We start from the raw sequence: 19,473 nt of genomic DNA on the forward strand, positions 1-19,473 counted from the left end.
TTCTGCGCAGGGCTCGATCGAAGGGGGGTCGTCGTGGGTGGGGTACGAGCCCAGGGGCCTTTTCGCAGTGCGGACGAGTCCCATGCCGTGACCGAGTGGAGTGCTCCCGAGCACGTCGATCACCTCCGCAGCATGATCGAGAGCCGAATCCCGTTCGGCCTGATCGAGGCGAAGGCCGCATGGGTGTCCGAGGATGTGCCCCAGCGTCGGGAGCTCACCCTTGCGATAGCCCGGATGGGCGCGAAGTTCATGGACCTGCTCCAATCCCGATACATGATGGCCACGGCCGCCGACAACCTTCTGGATCTGTGGAAGACCTGCGGGGGAGTGGTGGACGAGAGCATGCCGGCCACCCCGTACCCGGACGCCCGCTATCGGACCCGGCTCATGTGGTGGGACCGTCTGTGCGCCGATCCGCTCGGCGACGGGCTCCGACGAGAAGTGGGTGGATATCCTTTCGACGGGGAGCCGGCGTGATGTCCGACGGCGAGGCGGGATGGACGGCTTCCGTGTTTGTGGAAGACCGGCCGGAGGATATGGAGGAATTCCGGCGCGTTCGTTCCGAACCCGGCCTCGTGGTCGTCGACCGTCTCGTCGATCAGGTGAGAGGACTGCGCGAAGTGCTCCCACCGCCGGGGAGCGAATTGCTCGACGAACCGGCACGGTGGGTCCACTACCCCTGGCGCCGGACCGTCGTCCGCGTGCTCGGCCCGCACTCGTTCCGGCGGCTACGGCTGGATCGCAACCGGAACAAGGTGACGTCGGCCGAACAGGACCGGCTGCGCGGGGTGACGGTGGGGATCGTCGGATTGAGCGTCGGCTTCTCGGTTGCGCAAGCGCTGGTGCTCGACGGGGTGGGCGGGGAACTGCGGCTCGCCGACTTCGACCCGATCGAGCTGTCGAATCTCAACCGGGTGCCGGCCTCCCTCGTCGATCTGGGCACGAACAAGGCGGTCGTGGCCGCGCGACGACTCTCGGAGCTGGATCCGTACCTGTCCCTGTCGGTGTGGCCCGACGGGGTCGGACCGGAAACGATGAGCGAGTTCCTGGACGGACTCGACGTCGTCGTGGACGAGTGCGACTCCCTGGACGTCAAGGTCGTGTTGCGCGCGGAAGCGGCCCGGCGAGCAATCCCGGTGGTGATGGAGACGAGTGACCGGGGGTTGATCGACGTCGAGCGCTTCGATCTGCGGCCGGGACCCCCGTTTCACGGATTGCTGGGAGAGATCGACCCGCAGCGGCTCGCCGCCCTGTCGGGTCGGGAGAAGATTCCGTACGCTCTGCGCCTGCTGGGACCGGAGCGGATCTCGACCCGGATGGCCGCCTCCCTCCTGGAGGTGGAGCGGACGCTGGTCACCTGGCCTCAACTGGGGAGCGAGGTGATGCTCGGCGGCGCGACGGTCGCCGCGGTCGTGCGCCGGCTGGGCCTCGGGCAGCCGCTGAACTCGGGGCGAGGCCGCGTGGACGTCGAGGCCTGCCTCGACGCCCTGACCCCACCTGCGGATCCGGGGAACCGGGCTGTCGCGGAAGCCCCCCTGCCCGCGGAATCGAACGATCCGATCGACCGGGTTCTGCATGCCGCGAACAGAGCCCCCTCGGGAGGTAACAGCCAACCCTGGTCCATCACGGCCGGCGGCGGGATGCTGGAGATCGACATCTCGGACGACTTCGTGCCGACCGCGATCGACATCCACTGTCGGGGCACCTACGTGGCGCTCGGCGCAGCCCTGCAGAACGCGCGCATCGCCGCGGCGGCCCACCGGATACTCGGCCCGGTCCGAGTGCTCGCGCGGGACCGCGGCGAGCCGCCGCGCGAGGTGATCGCGACGATGCGGTTCTCCGACGACACCGACCCGGTGCTGGCCGCCCAGTACGAGGCCATGCTCTCGCGCGGCACCAATCGGCAACCCGGTGACGGAACGCCACTGTCCGATGCCGAGACGGCTGCCCTGTACGAGGCGGCCGCGCGGGAGGGCGGCCGGATCCGGGTCGTCACGGACGTCGATCGCCTGGCCGAGACCGCGGAGCTGCTCGCGGAATCGGACAGGATCCGCTACCTGACTCCCGTCCTGCGCCGGGAGATGCTCGCGGAACTGCGGTGGCCGCACTCCGAGGCCATCGACAGTGGCATCGACGTCGGAGCACTCGGGATGGACGACGCGGAGCGCACGATGCTCGACCTGACGGTGCGAAACGATGTGCTCGATCAACTCGGGGAGTGGGACCTCGGGCATGGTCTGGGGCGTCTGACCGGAACGCGGGTGCGGAGCAGCTCGGCACTCGTAGCGGTCTTCGCGTCGGGACCGCGGCCGGCCGACTACGTCCGAGCGGGAATGGCGGCCGAGAGCGTGTGGATATGCGCCCACGGTATGGGCCTGGCGGTTCAGCCGGCGTCACCGGTGTTCCTCTACGCCGAGGACGACACCGACCTCACCCGGCTCTCGGAGGCCCGGTTCGGCGCTCTCGGAAAGCTGCAGTCGACGTTCGACGACGTGTTCGACAGACCGATCGGACGACGCTTCGCCCTCCTGCTCCGGGTGGCGCGGGCGAAGCCGGAACGGGTTCGCAGTGCGCGCCGCTCGGATAGGGTTCGAAGACATCCCTGATGCGGCCACGGTCGCGTCGGATGTGCTGCTCACAAGGGGTTTGGGATGGCGGAGAAGAGCTTCGAGAACATTGTCACCCGGGTCGCTTCCCGCCTCATGCCGGCGGACGCCGCGTCTCATCACTCGGTGATCGAAAGGGTGCTCCAGGACCTCGTCGAGCACTTCGAGGTCGACACCTGCTTCCTTCGCTACAACGACCATGACATCCACGCGACGGTGCTCGTCGCCGAGTGGCCGCCGCGGGAGTTCGTGCCGAGCCCGGATCCTCTGGGCGTGGTGCACTTCCGCGACGCCGACCCGATCTTCGCCATGACCGAGACCATGAAGGAACCGGCGGTCAGCCGTCCGGCGCAGTCGGGTGCCGAATACGCGGACCGGGTGCGTGCGGGTTCGGGAGTGCCCGAGGTCTCGGTCGCGGCGGTGCCGCTGATCTCCGGCAGCGTCACCACCGGCACCCTGGGCTTCATCAAGGCCGGTGATCGTGACTGGAGCGAGGACGAGATCAATACCTTGATGATGATCGCGGCGTTGCTGGCCCAGGTGCAGGCCCGGGTCCGCGCGGAACAGGACCTGCGCGACGCCGCCTATCACGACGACCTCACCGGCCTGGCGAGCCGGCGGGCTCTCCTCGAACACCTCGAGGAGCGGTTGAAGCGGGGGCAGCCGGGACCGGTCGCCGTCCTGTTCCTCGATCTGGACCGCCTCAAGCCGCTCAACGACTTCCTCGGTCACGCGGCCGTCGACGTGTTCCTGTGCCGCACCGCGCAGCGGCTGTCGCGGGTGTGCGATCCGAAGGACATGGTGGCGCGCCTCGGCGGTGACGAATTCGTCATCGTGCTCGACGGGGCGGTGTCGCTCGAGGTGGCGCGGGAACGCGCCGAGGCACTGCGGTGGGCGGTCGGGATGTCGGTGCAGCTGGGCAGCCAGGTCGTCGGTCGCGGCGGCAGCCTCGGTGTTGCCGTAGGCGAGCCCGGACGGATCACTCCGGTGGCGTTGCTCGGGCGCGTCGACGAGGCGATGCTGATGGCCAAGAGCAAGGGCGGCAACAGCGTCGTCGCGTACACCGACGACATGCGGGGCGCGAGCGAACGCCGCAACCTCATCGAGCTGAGCCTGCGGACGTCGATCGACGACGAGCACCTCACCCTCGAATATCAACCCGAATTCGACCTGCGCGACGGCAGCATTCTCGGTGTCGAGGCCCTGGTGCGGTGGAATCACCCGGTGCTGGGCAAGCTGCAGCCGGCCGAGTTCATCGAGGTGGCCGAGTCGACGAACCTTGCGGGCGAACTCGGTCGCTGGGTGCTGCGGACGGCGTGCGGGCAGCTGGCCGAGTGGCGGCGCCGGATTCCGGGGTTGAACCTGCAGATGAGCGTGAACGTCTCGCCGGTGCAGCTGGTGAGCCTGGACTTCGTGGAGACGGTGGAGAGCACGCTGGAGGAGTTCGGCCTGGGCAGCTCGTGCCTGTGCCTGGAGATCACCGAGTACGTGGTCGTCAGCGATCTGGAGCGCTCCCGCAAGACACTGCGCCGGCTCGAGCGTCTGGGTGTGTGCTGCGCGATCGACGACTTCGGCACCGGCTACAGCTCGCTCGCCCACCTGAAGTCTCTGCCGGTCCACACACTCAAGATCGACAAGGCGTTCGTGCTCAATCTGCAGCGCAGCGAGAGCGACCGCGTCATCGTCGAATCGATCATGGGGCTGGCCTCCGCGTTCGGGCTGGACGTCGTGGCCGAAGGGCTCGAGTCCGTGGCGGCGGCGATGAAGCTGCTGGAACTCGGGTGTCGACGCGCGCAAGGATTCCTCCTCAGCCGGCCTCAGCCGCCCGAGCAAATCGTCGAGATGCTGCGTCACGGCAGGATCGAACTCCCGTGGAGACTTCCGGCTTCGCTCCCCGAATGAACTACCAGTCCGTTATTGCCGGGGAAACAATCTCCGAGTATGTTTTAGGGGTCCGAGAGTCGTGCGACTCCGAAATGGGGCGGGCCCTGATGCAAAACCGGGAAACGGCGAGAACCTTCGCTGGGGCGGGAAACGCCCCAGAAGGCTCGTCCGTGGAGCGAAGGGGCGGAGACCGGACAGGAGTGGTCCGGAGCCTGCCCGGGCTGTGTGCTCCGGAAGCCGTGCCGCGGCCGGCCTGGGAACGACGCTATGCGATTCTTGTCTTCTGCATCGACCTATTGTGCGTGCTGATTGCGGACCTGGCCGTCACCTTCGGCTACCACTGGGGGGAGTTGCCCAGTGGTAAGACGCTCGCGCTCGTGATGGTCGTACCATTCGCTGCCGTGCTCGCCCTGGCGGTGCAAAAGGCATGGGATGCCAGGGTTCTCGGGGCGGGTGTCGAGGAGTTCCGGCGTGTCGGCCGTGCCTACGTCCTTGCGATCGCGGTCCTGGCGGGGGCCGGATACGCGTGGGGGACGGCAAGCGGCCAGTCCTGGATCTTCGGCGCCTTGCCCCTGGCCGGCGCTGCAACGCTGGGTGCCCGCCTGCTGTTGCGGCGATTCGTCCGCATGCGCCGCCGCCGGGGACGCCTCGTGCGGTCGGTGCTCGTCGCGGGTGACTCGATCGAGGTGCACGAGCTGCTGGCCCGGGCGGGGGAGCTGCGCGATGCGGGCTGGCAGGTGGACGGGATCTGCCTGCCCGCCAGGACGTCAGGAGTGGTGCTGCCCCTCGCCGTCGACGATGTGCCGGTGCTGGGGACCGAGGACGACATCGTCGGAATCACCCAGCTGCACGGATTCCAGGCGGTGGCGCTGCTGCCGTCGAGCGGTTGGACGCACTCGAAGACCCGCAGACTCAGCTGGGATCTGGAGCACACGGGCGCCGATCTCCTCATGGCCCCGGTTCTCATGGACCTGGTGGGGCCGCGCCTGCACATGGCACCGCTCGCCGGGCTGCCGTTGCTCCAGCTCAGTGCCCCGCGCTACGCCGGCCCGGCGTGGTTGGTGAAGAACATCTTCGACCGCGTGGCCGCCCTGATGATCGTGGTGCTCCTGGCGCCGTTGCTGCTGGCCATTGCCCTCGCCGTCCGGCTCACGAGCCCGGGTCCCGTGCTCTTCCGGCAGACCCGGGTCGGCAGGGACGGGCGGACGTTCACGATGTTCAAATTCCGCAGCATGGTGGTCGATGCGGAGGATCGTCTCGCCGACCTGACCGACTGCAGCGACGGCAACGGGATCCTGTTCAAGATGCGGGAGGACCCCCGTGTCACGCGGGTCGGCCGCTTCATCCGCCGGTACTCGCTCGACGAACTGCCGCAGCTGTTCAACGTGGTCACCGGCGACATGTCGCTGGTCGGCCCACGTCCCCCGCTGGAATGCGAGGTGGCGCGGTACGGAGAGGACGGCGCCCGCCGGCGGCTGTTCGTCAAGCCGGGACTGACCGGCTTGTGGCAGGTCAGCGGACGAAGCAACCTGAGCTGGGAGGAATCGGTCCGCGCCGATCTGCGTTACGTCGAGAACTGGACCTTCGCCCTCGATCTGTCGATCCTGCGCAGGACCCTCCGGGCCGTCCTGCACCGCGACGGCGCCTACTGAGCCCCGCTCGGCCTCACCGATCTCGTTCCGGGACGGTTCACGCCTCGAAGAGCGCCTGCCCCCAGTACTCGCCCGGTGCCGGCCCGGCCGGGCACGCAAATACCGCCGATCCGACGTGCTGGATGTACTCGTTGAGCGCGTCGCGTCGTGCCAGTTCGAGCTGCATCGGCACGAACTGCTCGAGCGGGTTGCGGCAGAACGCGATGAAGAACAGGCCCGCATCCAGGTGGCCGAAGCCGTCGGAGCCGTCGGTGAAGTTGTAGCCCCGGCGCAGGATCTTCAGCCCGCCGAGGTGCTGGGCCGACGCGAGGCGCACGTGTGCGTCGACGGGGACGAACGGCCCGTCCGGTCCCCTGGACTCGAGGTCGAGTTCGTCGAACTCGCCGGTCTTCCCCAGCGGAGCGCCGTCGCGTTTGGTGCGGCCGATCACCTGCTCCTGCTCTTGCAGCACCGCTCGGTCCCACTGCTCGATGAGCATGCGGATCCGCCGCGCCACCAGGTAGGTGCCGCCGGCGAGCCAGGCCTGGTCGTCGCCGGGGCCGACCCACACCGACTCGGTGAGCGCGCCGGGGTCCTCGGCCTTGAGGTTGTTGGTTCCGTCCTTGAATCCGAACAGGTTTCGCGGCGTCTGCTGCGACGTCGAGGTGGACGAGGTGCGGCCGAATCCGAGCTGCGACCAGCGCACCGACGCGGTGCCGAACGCGACCCGTGCCAGGTTGCGGATGGCGTGCACCGCCACCTGGGGATCGTTGGCGCACGCCTGGATGGCGATGTCGCCGCCGCTGCGGGCCGGATCGAGGTTGTCGGCGGGAAAGTGCGGAAGTTCCTCGAGTGCAGAGGGTCTGCGGTCGGCGAGACCGAACCGGCCGTCGAACAGCGACGGGCCGAACCCGATGGTCAGGGTCAGCTGGGAGGCGTCGAGGTCCAGGGCCTCGCCGGTGTCGGTGGGCGGATGGTAGGGGCCCTCGCCGGTGGCGCCGTCCTCGGTGGCCTCGAGCCCGGCGGTCATCCGCTCGGCCATCTCGGTCCACGTCTTCAGCAGCGCGACGAGTTCGTCCCGGTCGTCGGTGGTGACGTCGAACGCCACGAAGTGCATGCGGTCCTGGGCGGGGGTGACGATCCCGGCCTGGTGTTCGCCCCGGAACGGGACGGCGCCGGCGTGGGCGGTTTCCGCGCCGGGTGCGGTGACCCGGCCGACCACCGCGCCCGCTCCGGCGAGCGCGGCGCCGGCACCGACCGCACCGAACAGGCGGCGGCGGGAGATGCCCCCGCGGGCGGCGGGGGCCGCGGCGGTGTCCGGGGTCCCGCTCATGCGCCTGCAGCTCCCGCGACGACACCCTGCACCTTGCTCACCTCGGCCGAGAGCGCGTCGATCAGGCGCGAGAGTTCCTGCCGCTGTGGCTCGGTCACGGTGTCGTAGGAGACGAAGCCGTCGCCCTGCCGGTACCGGGCGAGCGCGGCGTCGAGGTCGGCGAACCGGGCGTCGATGGCCTGCCCCAGCTCGGGATCGTTCGCGTCGAGGATCGGGCGCAGCGCGGCGACCGCGGCCTGCGAGCCGTCCACGTTGCCCTGGAAGTCCCACAGGTCGGTGTGGGAGAAGATGTCCTCCTCACCCGTGATCTTCGAGGTGGCGATCTCGTCGAGCAGGCCCTGTGCATTTCCGGCGATCTTGGTCGGGTCGACCGTGTAGTCGGCGGCGTTCACCAGGTCGGCCAGCTCCTGGACGTCGACCGCGAGCTGATCGGCGATCGCGCCCGTGTCGGGCTGGGGGCCCTGCACCCACAGGTCCTTCTCGAGCCGGTGGAATCCGGTCCAGGCCTGGCCGGGCTCGAGGTCCGCCTCGCGCAGGTCGATCCGCGGGTCGAGGTCGCCGAAGCTCTCCGCCTCCGGCTCGATGCGTTCGAAGTAGGTGCGGCTGACCGGGAACAGCCGCTTGGCCTCGTCGACGTCGCCGGCCTTCACGGCGGCCACGAACTCGCCCGTGGCGGTGACGAGGGCTTCGGTCTGGCTGCGGATGTACCGGCGGTAGCCGTCGCCCGCCTCGGTGAGCTTGCCGTCGGCGTCGGTGGCGGCCTGGGAATCGCCCGTGACCACGAACTCCTGACGGATCCCGTCGCCGACCATGCCGGGGCGGCAGGACAGCTCGTAGGTGCCGGCCTCGGGCAGGTTCACGATCAGCTGCCGGGTGAGTCCGGGGCCGATGTTCTCGATCTCGCCCATCACCCGGTCGCCGGCGGCGAACACGTAGAACTCGGTGACCTTGGTGCCGTTGTTGGTGATGCTGAAGGTCGAGTGCCCGGTCGCGCCGTCCGCCGCCGCCACGTCGCATGCGGTGTCGGTGGCGGTGACCGCGATCGCGTCGTCGCCGGCGGTGGACTTCTCGGTGCAGCCCGCCAGGGCGAGGGGCAGGGCCGCTGCCGCCGCGAGGGCGTACGTGGATCGACGCATGGATCGGTGCCTTTCGAACAGGGAGGGGGTCAGACGGCGACGGCCGGTTCGGGTGTGCGGGCCGGCGCGACGGGACGCAGGAACACGTACAGGACGACGACGAGGTAGCTCACCCACGCGACGGCCTGGAGGACGGTGGGGTCCGGACGGAGGTTGAAGATCCCGGCCAGCACGGTGCCGTACCAGCTGCCGGCGTCGTAGTGGGCCGAGACGTCGAAGGCGAGGTTCGAGCCCCCGGGCAGGACGCCGCCGATCTGGAGGGCGCGCAGGCCGTAGGCGAGAATGCCGGCCGCGACCACGATCAGGAAGGCGCCGGTGTACTTGAAGAAGCGGGCCATGTCGATCCGAATCGCCCCGAGGTACATCAGTACCGTGAGCCCGGCGGCCACGCCGATGCCGCCGAGCAGGCCGACGAGCGGCCAGGCGCTGCCGGCGGTGTTCTCCGCGTACCCGACCATGAGCAGTGCGGTCTCGAGGCCCTCACGGCCGACCGCGAAGAACGACAGGGTGAGCACCGCCGCCGGTCCCGCGAGCAGTGCCTTCTCCATTCCGGAGCGCAGGTCCCCGGAGATCGACCGCGACGCCTTGCGCATCCACAGCACCATGGCGGTCACGATCACGACCGCGGCGAGCGACGCGAGGCCCGCGGCCACCTCGGCGGCGAGGCCGGTGAGGGTGGTGGTGCCGAAGTGGATGATCCCGAACGTCGCGGCGACCATGGCGACCGCGGTGCCGACGCCGAGCCATACCCACCTCAGGGCGTCGCGGCGCTGGGCCTTGACGAGGAAGGCGACCAGGATCATCACGACGATGCCGGCTTCGAGGCCCTCGCGGAGCCCGATGAGGCCGGAGCCGAACAGCTGGGTGGCGATCGACGGGGCCTCGGAGCTCGCGGCGAGTGCGGACATGGGCATGACTCCAACGGTTAGGTGAGGCGAACCTCTCTTAGGTGATGCAAGCCGAAAACATACACCCGGTCGGGACTCCGTCGACAGGGACCTTGGTCTCTTTACCTGCGCTTTGCCGGGGATATGGATGATGGGAACCATGCCCCCTGCCGCCTCGCGCCGACGCTCGCCGTGGCCGCGCGTCCTGGTCGGCGCCGTCGCCGCGGTGATCCTCGTGGTCGTCGGCGTTGCCGTCTGGAGCCCGCGCGAGCCGCGCATCCCGATCCCGGACGGCGTCCCGCCCGCCCCCGGAACCGCGGTCCCGGCGATCGACGTCGACGCCCCCGGCCGCACCGCCGACCAGTTGCGGGACTGGGCGGCACCGCAGGCCGAGGCGCTCGGCATCCCCCGCACCGCGCTCGAGGCCTACGGTCACGCCGCAGCCGTGCTCGCCGCCTCGCGCCCCGGCTGCGGGCTCGCATGGACGACGCTCGCCGGCATCGGGAGCGTGGAGAGCCGGCACGGCCGGTACAACGGCGCGAGCATCGCCCCCGACGGACGCGTCGACCCGCCCATCCGCGGTGTGCCCCTCGACGGTGGTCCCGGACTGGCCGAGATCCGGGACACCGACGGCGGCCGGCTCGACGGCGACCCCGTTCTCGACCGGGCGGTGGGGCCCATGCAGTTCATCCCCGAGACCTGGTTCCGCTGGGGCGTGGACGCGAACGGCGACGGCGTCGCCGACCCCGACAACATCGACGACGCGACCCTGACCGCCGGCCGCTACCTGTGCGACCGGGGCGGCGACCTCACCACCGCCGAAGGCTGGACGCGGGCGCTGACGGCCTACAACCTCTCGGGCGAATACCTCGCGCTGGTGCGCGACCACGCCGCCGCGTACGGGGTGGGCCGTCGGCCCTGACGCGGCTGCCCGATCCGTCCGCCTCCCCGCCGGGCGGGCGGCCGGTGGCCGCCGCCGTGGGGCGCGCCGTGCTTCGGGCGCAGGTCGGGGCGGTTAGGCTGTTCCCAGCGTGCAGACCCCGCAGCGTGAAGTCCATCGAAGGAGAATCAGCCAGTGGCCATCATTGAGCAGGTAGGAGCCCGCGAGATCCTCGATTCGCGTGGTAACCCCACGGTCGAGGTCGAGGTGCTGCTCGACGACGGAAGTTTTGCCCGCGCTGCGGTGCCCTCCGGTGCGTCCACCGGTGAGCACGAGGCCGTCGAGCTGCGCGACGGTGGCGAACGCTACCTGGGCAAGGGCGTCGAGCAGGCCGTCGAGGGCGTCCTCGGTGAGATCGCCCCCGCCATCATCGGCCTCGACGCGACCGAACAGCGCACCGTCGACCAGGCCCTCCTCGACACCGACGGCACCCCCGACAAGGGCCGGCTCGGCGCCAACGCCCTGCTCGGCGCGTCCCTCGCCGTCGCCAAGGCCGCGGCCGAGTCCTCCGGACTCGAGCTGTTCCGCTACCTCGGCGGCCCGAACGCCCACATCCTGCCCGTGCCGATGATGAACATCCTCAACGGCGGCGCCCACGCCGACACCGGCGTCGACGTCCAGGAGTTCATGGTCGCCCCGATCGGCGCCCCCACCTTCAAGGAGTCCCTGCGCTGGGGCGCCGAGGTGTACCACGCCCTCAAGTCCGTGCTCAAGAGCCGCGGCCTGGCCACCGGTCTCGGTGACGAGGGCGGCTTCGCGCCCGACGTCGCCGGCACCAAGGAGGCCCTCGACCTCATCAGCGAGGCCGTCGCCAAGACCGGTCTGAAGCTCGGCACCGACGTCGCGCTCGCGCTCGACGTCGCCGCCACCGAGTTCTACACCGAGGCCGCCGGCTACAAGTTCGAGGGCAAGGACCGCACCGCGGACGAGCTCGCCGACTTCTACAACGAGCTGCTCTCCGCGTACCCGCTGGTGTCCATCGAGGACCCGCTGAGCGAGGACGACTGGGACGGCTGGGTCGCACTGACCGACAAGATCGGCAACAAGGTGCAGCTCGTCGGCGACGACCTGTTCGTCACCAACCCCGAGCGTCTCGAGGAAGGCATCGTCAAGGGCGCCGCCAACGCGCTGCTGGTGAAGGTCAACCAGATCGGCACCCTCACCGAGACCCTCGACGCCGTCGACCTCGCGCACCGCAACGGCTACAAGTCGATGATGAGCCACCGCTCCGGCGAGACCGAGGACACCACCATCGCCGACCTCGCCGTCGCCGTGGGCAGCGGCCAGATCAAGACCGGTGCCCCGGCCCGCTCCGAGCGCGTCGCCAAGTACAACCAGCTGCTGCGCATCGAGGAGTCGCTCGGCGACGCCGCCCGGTACGCCGGCGAACTGGCGTTCCCGCGTTTCAACATCGAGGGCTGAGCGCACCCGCATGAGCCAGCGCGGTAGGTCCCGGCCCGGTGCCCGGCGCACCCGCACCGAGGGTGCGCCGGGCGTCCGGCGGCCCGGACGGGCCCGCCCGGCCGGACCTACCGCCTCGACGGAACCGCCCGCCGACGCTCCCGGTGCCCGCACCGGGGGCGCATCGGGGCGGGCCCGGCCCACCCGCGTCGGAACGCCGCGCGAGTCCCGGCCCGCCCGTGCCGAGCGCACCTTCTTCGGCCTGTCCACCGGCCGTGCCGTCGTCCTCGCCCTCGTGGTGTGCGGCCTCGCCCTGACCCTCGCGGTTCCGTTGCGCACGTACGTCAGCCAGCGCTCCGAGGCCGAGCGGGTCGCCGCGGAACGGGCACAGCTCGAGCAGGAGATAGCGGCGCTCCGCGAACAGAAGGCGCAGATCGAGGACCCGGCGTGGATCCGCGCCCAGGCCCGCGAACGGCTGCGGTTCGTCATGCCCGGCGAGACTCCCTACCAGGTGCAGCTGCCCGGCGACTACCAGGAACCGGTCACCGAGCAGACCGAGGAACTGCCCTCCACCGGCGCCTGGTACAGCGACCTGTGGCAGTCGGTGTCCGTTCCCGCGCCAGAACCCGAACCCGCCCCGGTGCCGCGGCAGATGCCGGTGGCGCCCCCAGAACCAGGAGAACCGACCGGGTGACCGATCCCGTCGCACAGGAAGACCTCGACGCCGTCGCCGCCCAGCTCGGGCGGGCCCCGCGTGGCGTCCTCGCCATCGCCTACCGCTGCCCGGACGGAGCCCCCGGCGTCGTGAAGACCGCGCCGAAACTGCCCGACGGCACGCCGTTCCCGACGCTGTTCTACCTCACCGATCCGCGGCTCACCGCCGAGGCCAGCCGGCAGGAATCCGGCGGGGTCATGAAGGAGATGACCGAGCGGCTCGCCGCCGACCCCGACCTCGCGGCCGCGTACCGGCGGGCCCACGAGTCCTACCTCGCCGAACGCGACGCCCTCGACTCGCTCGGCACCGACTTCAGCGGCGGCGGCATGCCCGACCGTGTCAAGTGCCTGCACGTCCTGATCGCGCACTCCCTCGCCAAGGGGCCGGGCGTGAACCCGTTCGGCGACGAGGCCGTCGCCCTCGCCGCCGACGCCGGCCTGCGTGGCACCGCCGTCCCCGCCGACTGGCCGACCTACGCCGAGCTGCGCGGAGAGACCGAGTGACCGCCGTCGGCGCCCGCCGCGTCGCGGCGATCGACTGCGGCACCAACTCCATCCGCCTGCTCATCGCCGACCTCGGCGACGACGGCCGGCTCACCGACGTGACGCGGCTGATGCGCATCGTCCGGCTCGGGCAGGGCGTCGACGCCACCGGCCGGCTCGCCCCCGAGGCGATCGAACGCACCCGCGTCGCCCTCGTCGAATACGCCGGCCTCATCCGGGAGACCGGTGCGCAGGCGGTGCGGATGGTCGCGACCTCCGCCACCCGCGACGCCGCCAACCGGGACGACTTCTTCGCGATGACCCGCGAGGTCCTCGGTGCAGTGATCCCCGGTGCCGAGGCCGAGGTCATCACGGGCGACGAGGAGGCGCGGCTGTCCTTCACCGGCGCCGTCGGCGAACTCGACCCCACCCGGGGGCCGTTCGTCGTCGTGGACCTCGGCGGCGGCTCCACCGAGGTGGTGCTCGGCGACGCCGACGGTGTTCATGCCGCCTACTCCACCGACATCGGCTGCGTGCGTCTCACCGAGCGGTGCCTGCACGACGACCCGCCCACGGCCGAACAGATCGCGGCGGCCCGAGAGTTCACGAGGGAGAAGATCGCCGAGGCGCTCGCACACGTGCCGGTTGAGCAGGCCCGTACCTGGGTCGGCGTCGCCGGCACCATGACCACGATCGCGGCCCTCGCGAACGGCCTCGCGGAGTACGACCCCGAGCGCGTGCACCTGTCCACCGTCGGTTTCGACCGGCTGCGCGAGGTGTGCGACGGCCTGCTCGCCGCCACGCACGACGAGCGCGCGGCGCTCGGCCCGATGCACCCCGGACGGGTCGACGTCATCGGCGGCGGGGCGATCGTCACGACCGTGCTGGCCGACGAACTCGGCCGTCGCGCGGGCATCGGCGAGCTCGTCGTCAGCGAGCACGACATCCTCGACGGGATCGCGCTGTCGATCGCGTAGGTCGCCGTGGTGTCCTTCCGGACCTGCCCGGGTCCGGAAGGACACCACGCACTACCCTCTTCTTGCGCCCCCATAGCCCAATTGGCAGAGGCAGCGGACTTAAAATCCGCGCAGTGTCGGTTCGAGTCCGACTGGGGGCACTCGATCTATACAATTCGGCGACCAATTCGCGGCCGTAGCAAATGACCCGCACCACCGGGTGCGTCGTCGGGTGAACAGCACGAGGTGCCCAGCATCGACGGCGGTGATCCCTTCAGATCTCCCCTTCTTCGATCTCCCCGGGGCGCCAGGACTTGTCGAAGAACGGTTGCAGCGGGCTGTAGAGACGCAGGCACACACACCATCCCCTGCCCGGCGTCGTCTGGATCGAGTTGCCATCGGGTACGCCGTCGGGGAGTTCGGGCGCGAAGTGCACCGTCGTCGACCCGTCGGGATCGGCGGTCGCAGCCCGGCGAGGGTAGCCCTGGCTGCCGACTTTCGAGAATCGTTGCGGTGTGTCGAGCATGGACCGGGTCTGGTTGTCCCACGCGGTCAGGGACCAGAACCTGGCGGCCGGGATGCCAGGGGGAAGCGACACCGTGTAATGCCTGCCGCCGTCGAGGGTTCGGCCCTCTTTGTCCGCGGCCGTGACGAGGTACTGCGAACCGAGGTTCGTGATCCGCATGCACATCGCCGGACTGATTCCCCAGGCGAGGTAGAAGAACTGGGTGCGAAGATGCAGCTTCCGTGCGCCGTCGGACGGGTACGGCCCGATTCCCGTGTCGGAAACCTCCGCGGGCGGGGTCATGAGGTCGTAACCGCCCGCGAGCAGGCCGTTGACCCATTGCGACGCCTCCCCGTAGTAGTGGACCCCGTCTTCTGTGCGCGGGCGGAACGTGAGGGTGCGTGCGATCGCATTGCCCACGGCGGCTGCCTCGGTCAGGATCTCCCGCATCCGCGCATCCGCGCATCCGCGCATCCGCGCATCCGCGCATCCGCGCATCCGCGCGTCCGGCTCGAAGGCCTTGCCCTTGACGATCCCGATCGCGGCGAGTTCGCCGGCAATCTCGGCATCGAGTGCCTCGGCGGGCTGGTCGCTCACCAGGTCACTCGCGAACTGGTAGAACGAACTGTCGTTGGGATTGACGGTGTTCATGGGGAGACCGGTTCCCTCGACGAACCGCCGGCACCGCGGTCCGGGCCGCCCATGCCGGAGTCGGTCACCCACCGTGCCCACATGTCGTTCATGAATGTGAGTGTGAGCGGCGGACTCTCGACCATCAGTGGACCGCCGGTCAGGTCCGCGGACGTCGAGAAGTAGTAGAGAGTCGGAACTTCCCCCGAGCAGGATCGTCCTGGAGTCCAGCATCCCCGACCACACGACGACGTCGTTGTCCCGGATGCCCGCCTCGAGATACCCCTTGCGCATCGCCCAGGTGTTGACTCCGGGAAGTGCATGCAGGAACGTGTTGAGGGCCTCCGAAGGCCGCGTGGTTTCGTCCATGATGTCGGTCCTCTCTCGGAATCAGTGGACTCGCAGGTTGAGCCCCGGATGCGCGGTACACAGTCGTCGGCCGCCGATCGGGTAGCTCCCTTCACCTGCAAGGGATGAGAAGCGCCCCGCCTGCTCCCAGCCCATTCCTCGGTCGGGAAGCGTCCACGGGTGCGTGCGTGCCCACGCGCCCGCCTCGTCCTGGGTCGCGAACGGCTGCTCGTCGACGACGGCGCCGTCCGTGTGCACGATCCGGAAGTACTTCCAGTGGGCATCGTCCCGGACGAAGGCCCTGGTCGCGGCGCATTCGTCGAATCATCTGCGCTCAGCAGCCGCCCGGCAGCGAAGGCCTGTTGCTGTCCCCGACAGCCGACCGACACCCACTGATCATCTTGTTCGCACGGACTTGCGGACCGGCCAGGTGCTCACCGTTGTCGGGGCTCTGTTCTCGGACGCTCGTGACTGCCGGCGAGCGTTGACGGAGGCGGACGACCGCTCGTCTCACCCAGCGGAGGACCCGCGATGACGATACGTTCGGTGTATGTCGAACGAAACCGAAAGTGCCGTTCTGCCCCTCAGCACCCCGGTCACGATGAGCATCGTCCGTGCGTTCCTCGCGGGCGCTCCGGAAGACGCCACGCTGGAACTCGATTCGTCCAATTCTGCAGAGCCGAGACTCGTGCTGACGTGGGCGAAGCGCCAGGAGGGCTGAATCCACCGCCCGAGCAGCCCGGTCCGCTGCGGTCAGGTCCGCTCGGAGTTCTCCCGCTTCTCCCAGTCTGCCTCGACCTGCTCCTCCAGGGTCCATCCCGGGGTTCCCGCCCGCGGATGCGTGTGCGCCCACGCCAGGGCCTCGTCCTCGGTCTCGAACGGCTGCTGGTCGACGACGGACCCGTCTTCGTTGACTATCCGAAAGTGCTTCATATCCAAAATCGTTGCAGGCCCCCGTCCCGATCGGGCGCATTCGGTCGAACCCGGTCGCGCGAACATCGCGTGAAAGCGCTCCCCTCGTGCTGGCCCCGGCGGGAGAATGAGGAGACACAGCCGGGTTCCCGAGGAGGCGGAGCCGTGGACTACGTCGAGTACCGCCGGTTCGACGCCGTGGGCCTTGCCGGGCTCGTCGCGAGCGGGCAGGTCGACGCGGGGGAGCTGCTCGAAGCGGCGCTGAGCCCACTCGACACTGTGGAGCCGACTCTGAACACGGTGGTGTACCGGCTCGACGAGCTGGCCCGTGCCCGGGCGCGCGAGATACTCACCGGCCCGTTCGCCGGGGTGCCGTTCCTGGTCAAGGATCTGTTGCAGGACGTCGCCGGGACGCCCACCGGAAGTGGCAGCCGCGCCCTCGCCGCACTGCCCGCCGAGCGCAACGCGCTGGTCGTGGACCGGTGGCTCGGAGCGGGACTGGTGATCTTCGGGAAGACCAACACCCCCGAGTTCGGCGCGAAGGGCATCACCGAGCCGGAGGTCAACGGTCCCACCCGTAATCCGTGGAATCCCGCGCACACCCCGGGCGGATCCTCCGGGGGTTCGGCCGCCGCGGTGGCGGCGGGGGTGGTGCCGGCGGCGGGGGCGAACGACGGCGGCGGTTCGATCCGCATCCCGGCGGCGTGCTGCGGGCTGGTCGGCCTGAAACCGGGGCGCGGTGTGGTTCCGAGTGGTCCCGCGTTCGGTGAGCTCCTGCACGGAGCCGTCAGCCACGGGGTGGTGACGCGCACGGTACGGGACACGGCGGCGATGCTGGACGTGCTCGCCGGTCCGGACCCGGCGGGTCCGTATCTGGTTGCCATGCCCGAGGATTCGTATTCCTCTGTGGCGTCGGAAGAACCCCGCAGGCTGCGCATCGGATTCGCGACGGAATCGCCGCTCGGCACGCCGGTGGATCCGGCGGCCGTCGCGGCCGTCGCCGATGCGGCGACCCTGCTCGGCGAACTCGGGCACCACGTGGAACCCGCGGCCACCGGAGTCGACGAACGCGGCCTCGCAGTGGATTTCCTGACGATGTGGTTCGCGGGGGTGGCCGTCGAGATCCGGCGAGCCCGTCGGCTCACCGGGTGTGGTCCCGAGGGATTCGAAATGGACACCCGTCTTCTCGCCGCCCTCGGGGACTCGGTGCGGCCGTCCGAGTACCTCGCCTCGCTCGAGCGGTGGAACGGATACGCCCGCCGGTTGGCGGTCTTCCATGAGACGTACGACCTGTTGCTGACTCCCACGCTTGCGTTCCCGCCGGCGCGGATCGGTGAGTTGACCACCCCCCGCGTCGTCCGCGCCGCCGGTCGCGCCCTCCTCGCGGCACATCTGGGAGGGGTCCTCCGCCGGGCGGGCGTCATGGATCGCATCGTGGACGAGAACCTCGGTCGGACGCCCTACACCCAGTTGGCGAATCTGACCGGAAGGCCGGCGATTTCGTTGCCGCTGTACTGGACGACGACGGGCCTGCCGCTCGGGGTGCAGTTCGTGGCGCCTCTGGGCGGTGAGGGTTTGCTGCTGTCCCTGGCGGCCGAACTCGAGCGGGCACGACCGTGGTTCGACCTGCAGCCGCCGTTGTGGGCGCCGGCTGCCTGACGGCAGTGTCGGCCACGCGTCAGGGCAGCGGCGCGCCCGCCGTCAGCAACAGCACGGTCCCCACTGCGACGACGACCGCGATCATCACGACGATCGCGGCCGTGCCACGGGGCTCTTCGGGGTCCCCGAAGAACGGCTCTTCCTTGTTCCACTTCCACAGCCGGCGCACCCCTACATGAAACCGGGTGACCGGTATGTCCGCAATGTGACACTGCACGCCCCGGCTCGGTCAGGGCGACAAGCGGCGCCGCTCGGGCGAGATCAGTTCTTCGCCGCCTCGACCACCCGCTCCGCCACCTCACGCGACGACGCCGGGTTCTGCCCGGTGTAGAGGCGGCGGTCGACCACGACGTGCGGTTGCCACGCCGGTCCCGCGGAGAACTGGGCGCCGCTCTCACGGAGGCGATCCTCGAGCAGCCACGGCGCCTTCTCGGCCAGCCCGGCCTGCGTCTCCTCCTCGTTCGTGAAGCCGGTCATCCGGTACCCGTCGAAGAGCCAGCCGCCGTCCGCGCGTCGTGCCGGCAGCAGTGCGGCGGGGGCGTGGCATACGACGGAGACGAGCTTGTCGGCGTCCAGGAAGTTCCCGAGCAGCCGGCCGAACGGTTCGGACACGGCAAGATCCTCCATCGGGCCGTGCCCACCCGGGACGAACACGAGGTCGTAGTCCTCGGCGCGCACGTCCTCGAGCACGGTGGGGGAGTCGAGGACCGGCTTCAGGTCGGCGAGGGTCTGCCGCAGTTCGTCGCTGCGCTCCTCGCCTCCGGCGGCGTCGGGCGCGAGACTGGCTTCGTCCACGACGGGGGTGCGGCCACCGGGTGTGGCGAACGTGATGTCGAATCCGGCGTCGGTGAACACCCGGTACGGCTCGATCAGCTCCTCGGCCCAGAACCCTGTAGGGTGTCGCGTCCCGTCGGCCAGCGTCCAGTGATCGGCTCCGGTGACGACGAACAGCACCTTGGTCATGATGGAAGTCCTTCCGGTCGGGAAAGGGTCGTGGGCGACCCTCGGACTGCGTTCCCGTTCCCGGCCGATTCCAATCGTCGACCGAACGGCGTCCGGAATGACGAACGCCCCGGCGCGGGGCCGGGGCGTTCGCGTGGCCGGGTCTTCCCCACCGGCCGCCGTCCACTGTACGCCTTCCGGACGGCGGCCCTGTCGCAGGGCCTCCCGGGCAGAGAGACTGCCGGGATCGTCTGGCGGGCTTGTCATCCCGCAATCCGGGCCGGCAGTGACGCGGGTCAGGCCCGGGCGGAGAAGATGCCGTGGTAGTCGTACGGACCGCTCGGCGGCTGCGAGGTCGCGACGGGCTCGGTGTTCCCCTCGTCGCCGGGAGTGGTGGGCTCGACGAAGAGCGGCGTCTGGAACTCGGTTTCGTTGTGCATGATGTCCTTTCGGGCCGGCGAGCCGGGTCGGGGCGGCGGAGCCGCAGCTGTGGTACCCCGACGCTG

The 19,473-nt window shown here is 70.0% G+C and carries 19 protein-coding genes and 1 tRNA gene; 12 read left to right on the top strand and 8 right to left on the bottom strand.

Translation table 11 applies throughout. The features are described from left to right. Positions 1-132 precede the first annotated feature (132 nt). From ISO16_RS28835 to ISO16_RS25060, 4 genes are all read left to right on the top strand, one after another. Positions 133-477, top strand: coding sequence for a hypothetical protein (locus ISO16_RS28835; RefSeq protein WP_230304434.1), 345 nt, complete (start codon positions 133-135; stop codon positions 475-477). Further along, entirely contained in the window at positions 477-2,606 is a 2,130-nt protein-coding gene (locus ISO16_RS25050; RefSeq protein WP_072634661.1) for an Rv1355c family protein, read from the top strand. The genes ISO16_RS28835 and ISO16_RS25050 overlap by 1 nt, the downstream gene beginning before the upstream one ends. Positions 2,607-2,651: 45 nt before the next feature. Then, positions 2,652-4,508: a putative bifunctional diguanylate cyclase/phosphodiesterase gene (locus tag ISO16_RS25055; RefSeq protein ID WP_029542170.1), complete on the top strand. Its 1,857-nt coding sequence runs from the start codon at positions 2,652-2,654 to the stop codon at positions 4,506-4,508. A 221-nt stretch (positions 4,509-4,729) separates the two neighbouring features. Further along, positions 4,730-6,142 (top strand): sugar transferase, encoded by a 1,413-nt coding sequence (locus ISO16_RS25060; RefSeq protein ID WP_268256885.1) that lies wholly within the window; start codon positions 4,730-4,732, stop codon positions 6,140-6,142. Between the two features lie 37 nt (positions 6,143-6,179). Here the strand turns inward: ISO16_RS25060 and efeB are convergent, their stop codons facing one another. The 3 genes from efeB to efeU are packed head-to-tail and all read right to left on the bottom strand — an operon-like array spanning position 6,180 to position 9,498. Then, the gene (efeB, locus tag ISO16_RS25065) at positions 6,180-7,454 is read right to left on the bottom strand and encodes an iron uptake transporter deferrochelatase/peroxidase subunit (RefSeq protein ID WP_072634663.1); all 1,275 of its coding nucleotides are present in this window, start codon (positions 7,452-7,454) and stop codon (positions 6,180-6,182) included. Next, positions 7,451-8,590: an iron uptake system protein EfeO gene (gene efeO / locus ISO16_RS25070; RefSeq protein WP_029542176.1), complete on the bottom strand. Its 1,140-nt coding sequence runs from the start codon at positions 8,588-8,590 to the stop codon at positions 7,451-7,453. The genes efeB and efeO overlap by 4 nt, the downstream gene beginning before the upstream one ends. A gap of 29 nt (positions 8,591-8,619) precedes the next feature. Then, positions 8,620-9,498 (bottom strand): iron uptake transporter permease EfeU, encoded by an 879-nt coding sequence (gene efeU, locus ISO16_RS25075; protein ID WP_072634664.1) that lies wholly within the window; start codon positions 9,496-9,498, stop codon positions 8,620-8,622. Positions 9,499-9,637: 139 nt separating this feature from the next. Here efeU and ISO16_RS25080 point away from each other — a divergent pair, with 139 nt between their 5' ends. From ISO16_RS25080 to ISO16_RS25105, 6 genes are all read left to right on the top strand, one after another. Continuing rightward, positions 9,638-10,399 (top strand): lytic transglycosylase domain-containing protein, encoded by a 762-nt coding sequence (locus ISO16_RS25080; RefSeq protein ID WP_072634666.1) that lies wholly within the window; start codon positions 9,638-9,640, stop codon positions 10,397-10,399. Between the two features lie 153 nt (positions 10,400-10,552). Further along, positions 10,553-11,839: a phosphopyruvate hydratase gene (eno, locus tag ISO16_RS25085; RefSeq protein WP_006940797.1), complete on the top strand. Its 1,287-nt coding sequence runs from the start codon at positions 10,553-10,555 to the stop codon at positions 11,837-11,839. A 10-nt stretch (positions 11,840-11,849) separates the two neighbouring features. Beyond that, positions 11,850-12,512 carry an FtsB family cell division protein gene (locus tag ISO16_RS25090; RefSeq protein WP_050034812.1) on the top strand — a complete coding sequence of 221 codons (663 nt, stop codon included), beginning with the start codon at positions 11,850-11,852 and terminating at the stop codon, positions 12,510-12,512. Continuing rightward, positions 12,509-13,036 (top strand): DUF501 domain-containing protein, encoded by a 528-nt coding sequence (locus ISO16_RS25095; RefSeq protein ID WP_006940800.1) that lies wholly within the window; start codon positions 12,509-12,511, stop codon positions 13,034-13,036. The genes ISO16_RS25090 and ISO16_RS25095 overlap by 4 nt, the downstream gene beginning before the upstream one ends. Beyond that, positions 13,033-13,992 (top strand): Ppx/GppA phosphatase family protein, encoded by a 960-nt coding sequence (locus tag ISO16_RS25100; RefSeq protein ID WP_029542185.1) that lies wholly within the window; start codon positions 13,033-13,035, stop codon positions 13,990-13,992. The genes ISO16_RS25095 and ISO16_RS25100 overlap by 4 nt, the downstream gene beginning before the upstream one ends. Before the next feature lie 66 nt (positions 13,993-14,058). Then, positions 14,059-14,132 (top strand) — tRNA-Leu (locus tag ISO16_RS25105). 113 nt (positions 14,133-14,245) lie between these two features. Here the strand turns inward: ISO16_RS25105 and ISO16_RS25110 are convergent. Further along, on the bottom strand, positions 14,246-15,475 hold the full coding sequence (locus tag ISO16_RS25110) for a DUF1214 domain-containing protein (protein ID WP_083662449.1): 1,230 nt from the start codon (positions 15,473-15,475) through the stop codon (positions 14,246-14,248). A gap of 529 nt (positions 15,476-16,004) precedes the next feature. On the opposite strand from ISO16_RS25110, the gene ISO16_RS25115 reads away from it, so the two are divergent. Then, on the top strand, positions 16,005-16,175 hold the full coding sequence (locus ISO16_RS25115) for a hypothetical protein (protein WP_006935777.1): 171 nt from the start codon (positions 16,005-16,007) through the stop codon (positions 16,173-16,175). 32 nt (positions 16,176-16,207) lie between these two features. Here the strand turns inward: ISO16_RS25115 and ISO16_RS25120 are convergent, their stop codons facing one another. Further along, positions 16,208-16,387 (bottom strand): hypothetical protein, encoded by a 180-nt coding sequence (locus ISO16_RS25120; RefSeq protein ID WP_006935779.1) that lies wholly within the window; start codon positions 16,385-16,387, stop codon positions 16,208-16,210. A gap of 144 nt (positions 16,388-16,531) precedes the next feature. On the opposite strand from ISO16_RS25120, the gene ISO16_RS25125 reads away from it, so the two are divergent. After that, positions 16,532-18,025, top strand: a complete 1,494-nt coding sequence (locus ISO16_RS25125) for an amidase (RefSeq protein WP_072634668.1) — start codon at positions 16,532-16,534, stop codon at positions 18,023-18,025. A 19-nt stretch (positions 18,026-18,044) separates the two neighbouring features. Here ISO16_RS25125 and ISO16_RS25130 read toward each other — a convergent pair whose 3' ends face one another. The 3 genes from ISO16_RS25130 to ISO16_RS25140 all read right to left on the bottom strand — a co-directional run bounded on the left by ISO16_RS25130 (position 18,045) and on the right by ISO16_RS25140 (position 19,407). Further along, positions 18,045-18,194: a hypothetical protein gene (locus ISO16_RS25130; RefSeq protein ID WP_006935782.1), complete on the bottom strand. Its 150-nt coding sequence runs from the start codon at positions 18,192-18,194 to the stop codon at positions 18,045-18,047. 92 nt (positions 18,195-18,286) lie between these two features. After that, positions 18,287-18,988 carry a type 1 glutamine amidotransferase domain-containing protein gene (locus ISO16_RS25135; protein WP_006935783.1) on the bottom strand — a complete coding sequence of 234 codons (702 nt, stop codon included), beginning with the start codon at positions 18,986-18,988 and terminating at the stop codon, positions 18,287-18,289. 275 nt (positions 18,989-19,263) lie between these two features. After that, positions 19,264-19,407, bottom strand: coding sequence for a hypothetical protein (locus ISO16_RS25140; RefSeq protein WP_006935784.1), 144 nt, complete (start codon positions 19,405-19,407; stop codon positions 19,264-19,266). Between the last annotated feature and the right edge of the window lie 66 nt (positions 19,408-19,473).

It is taken from the genome of Rhodococcus sp. M8, from assembly GCF_015654185.1.
Taxonomy (GTDB): Bacteria; Actinomycetota; Actinomycetes; order Mycobacteriales; family Mycobacteriaceae; genus Rhodococcus; species Rhodococcus aetherivorans.

Coding starts and splice junctions, on each gene's coding strand:
- efeO (WP_029542176.1), bottom strand. CDS start 8,590: ATGCGTCGATCCACGTACGCCCTCGCGGCGGCAGCGGCCCTGCCCCTC.
- ISO16_RS25080 (WP_072634666.1), top strand. CDS start 9,638: ATGCCCCCTGCCGCCTCGCGCCGACGCTCGCCGTGGCCGCGCGTCCTG.
- efeB (WP_072634663.1), bottom strand. CDS start 7,454: ATGAGCGGGACCCCGGACACCGCCGCGGCCCCCGCCGCCCGCGGGGGC.
- ISO16_RS25120 (WP_006935779.1), bottom strand. CDS start 16,387: ATGAAGCACTTTCGGATAGTCAACGAAGACGGGTCCGTCGTCGACCAG.
- ISO16_RS25115 (WP_006935777.1), top strand. CDS start 16,005: ATGTCGAACGAAACCGAAAGTGCCGTTCTGCCCCTCAGCACCCCGGTC.
- ISO16_RS25055 (WP_029542170.1), top strand. CDS start 2,652: ATGGCGGAGAAGAGCTTCGAGAACATTGTCACCCGGGTCGCTTCCCGC.
- efeU (WP_072634664.1), bottom strand. CDS start 9,498: ATGTCCGCACTCGCCGCGAGCTCCGAGGCCCCGTCGATCGCCACCCAG.
- ISO16_RS25135 (WP_006935783.1), bottom strand. CDS start 18,988: ATGACCAAGGTGCTGTTCGTCGTCACCGGAGCCGATCACTGGACGCTG.
- ISO16_RS25140 (WP_006935784.1), bottom strand. CDS start 19,407: ATGCACAACGAAACCGAGTTCCAGACGCCGCTCTTCGTCGAGCCCACC.
- ISO16_RS25090 (WP_050034812.1), top strand. CDS start 11,850: ATGAGCCAGCGCGGTAGGTCCCGGCCCGGTGCCCGGCGCACCCGCACC.
- ISO16_RS25050 (WP_072634661.1), top strand. CDS start 477: ATGTCCGACGGCGAGGCGGGATGGACGGCTTCCGTGTTTGTGGAAGAC.
- ISO16_RS28835 (WP_230304434.1), top strand. CDS start 133: ATGATCGAGAGCCGAATCCCGTTCGGCCTGATCGAGGCGAAGGCCGCA.
- ISO16_RS25110 (WP_083662449.1), bottom strand. CDS start 15,475: ATGGACGAAACCACGCGGCCTTCGGAGGCCCTCAACACGTTCCTGCAT.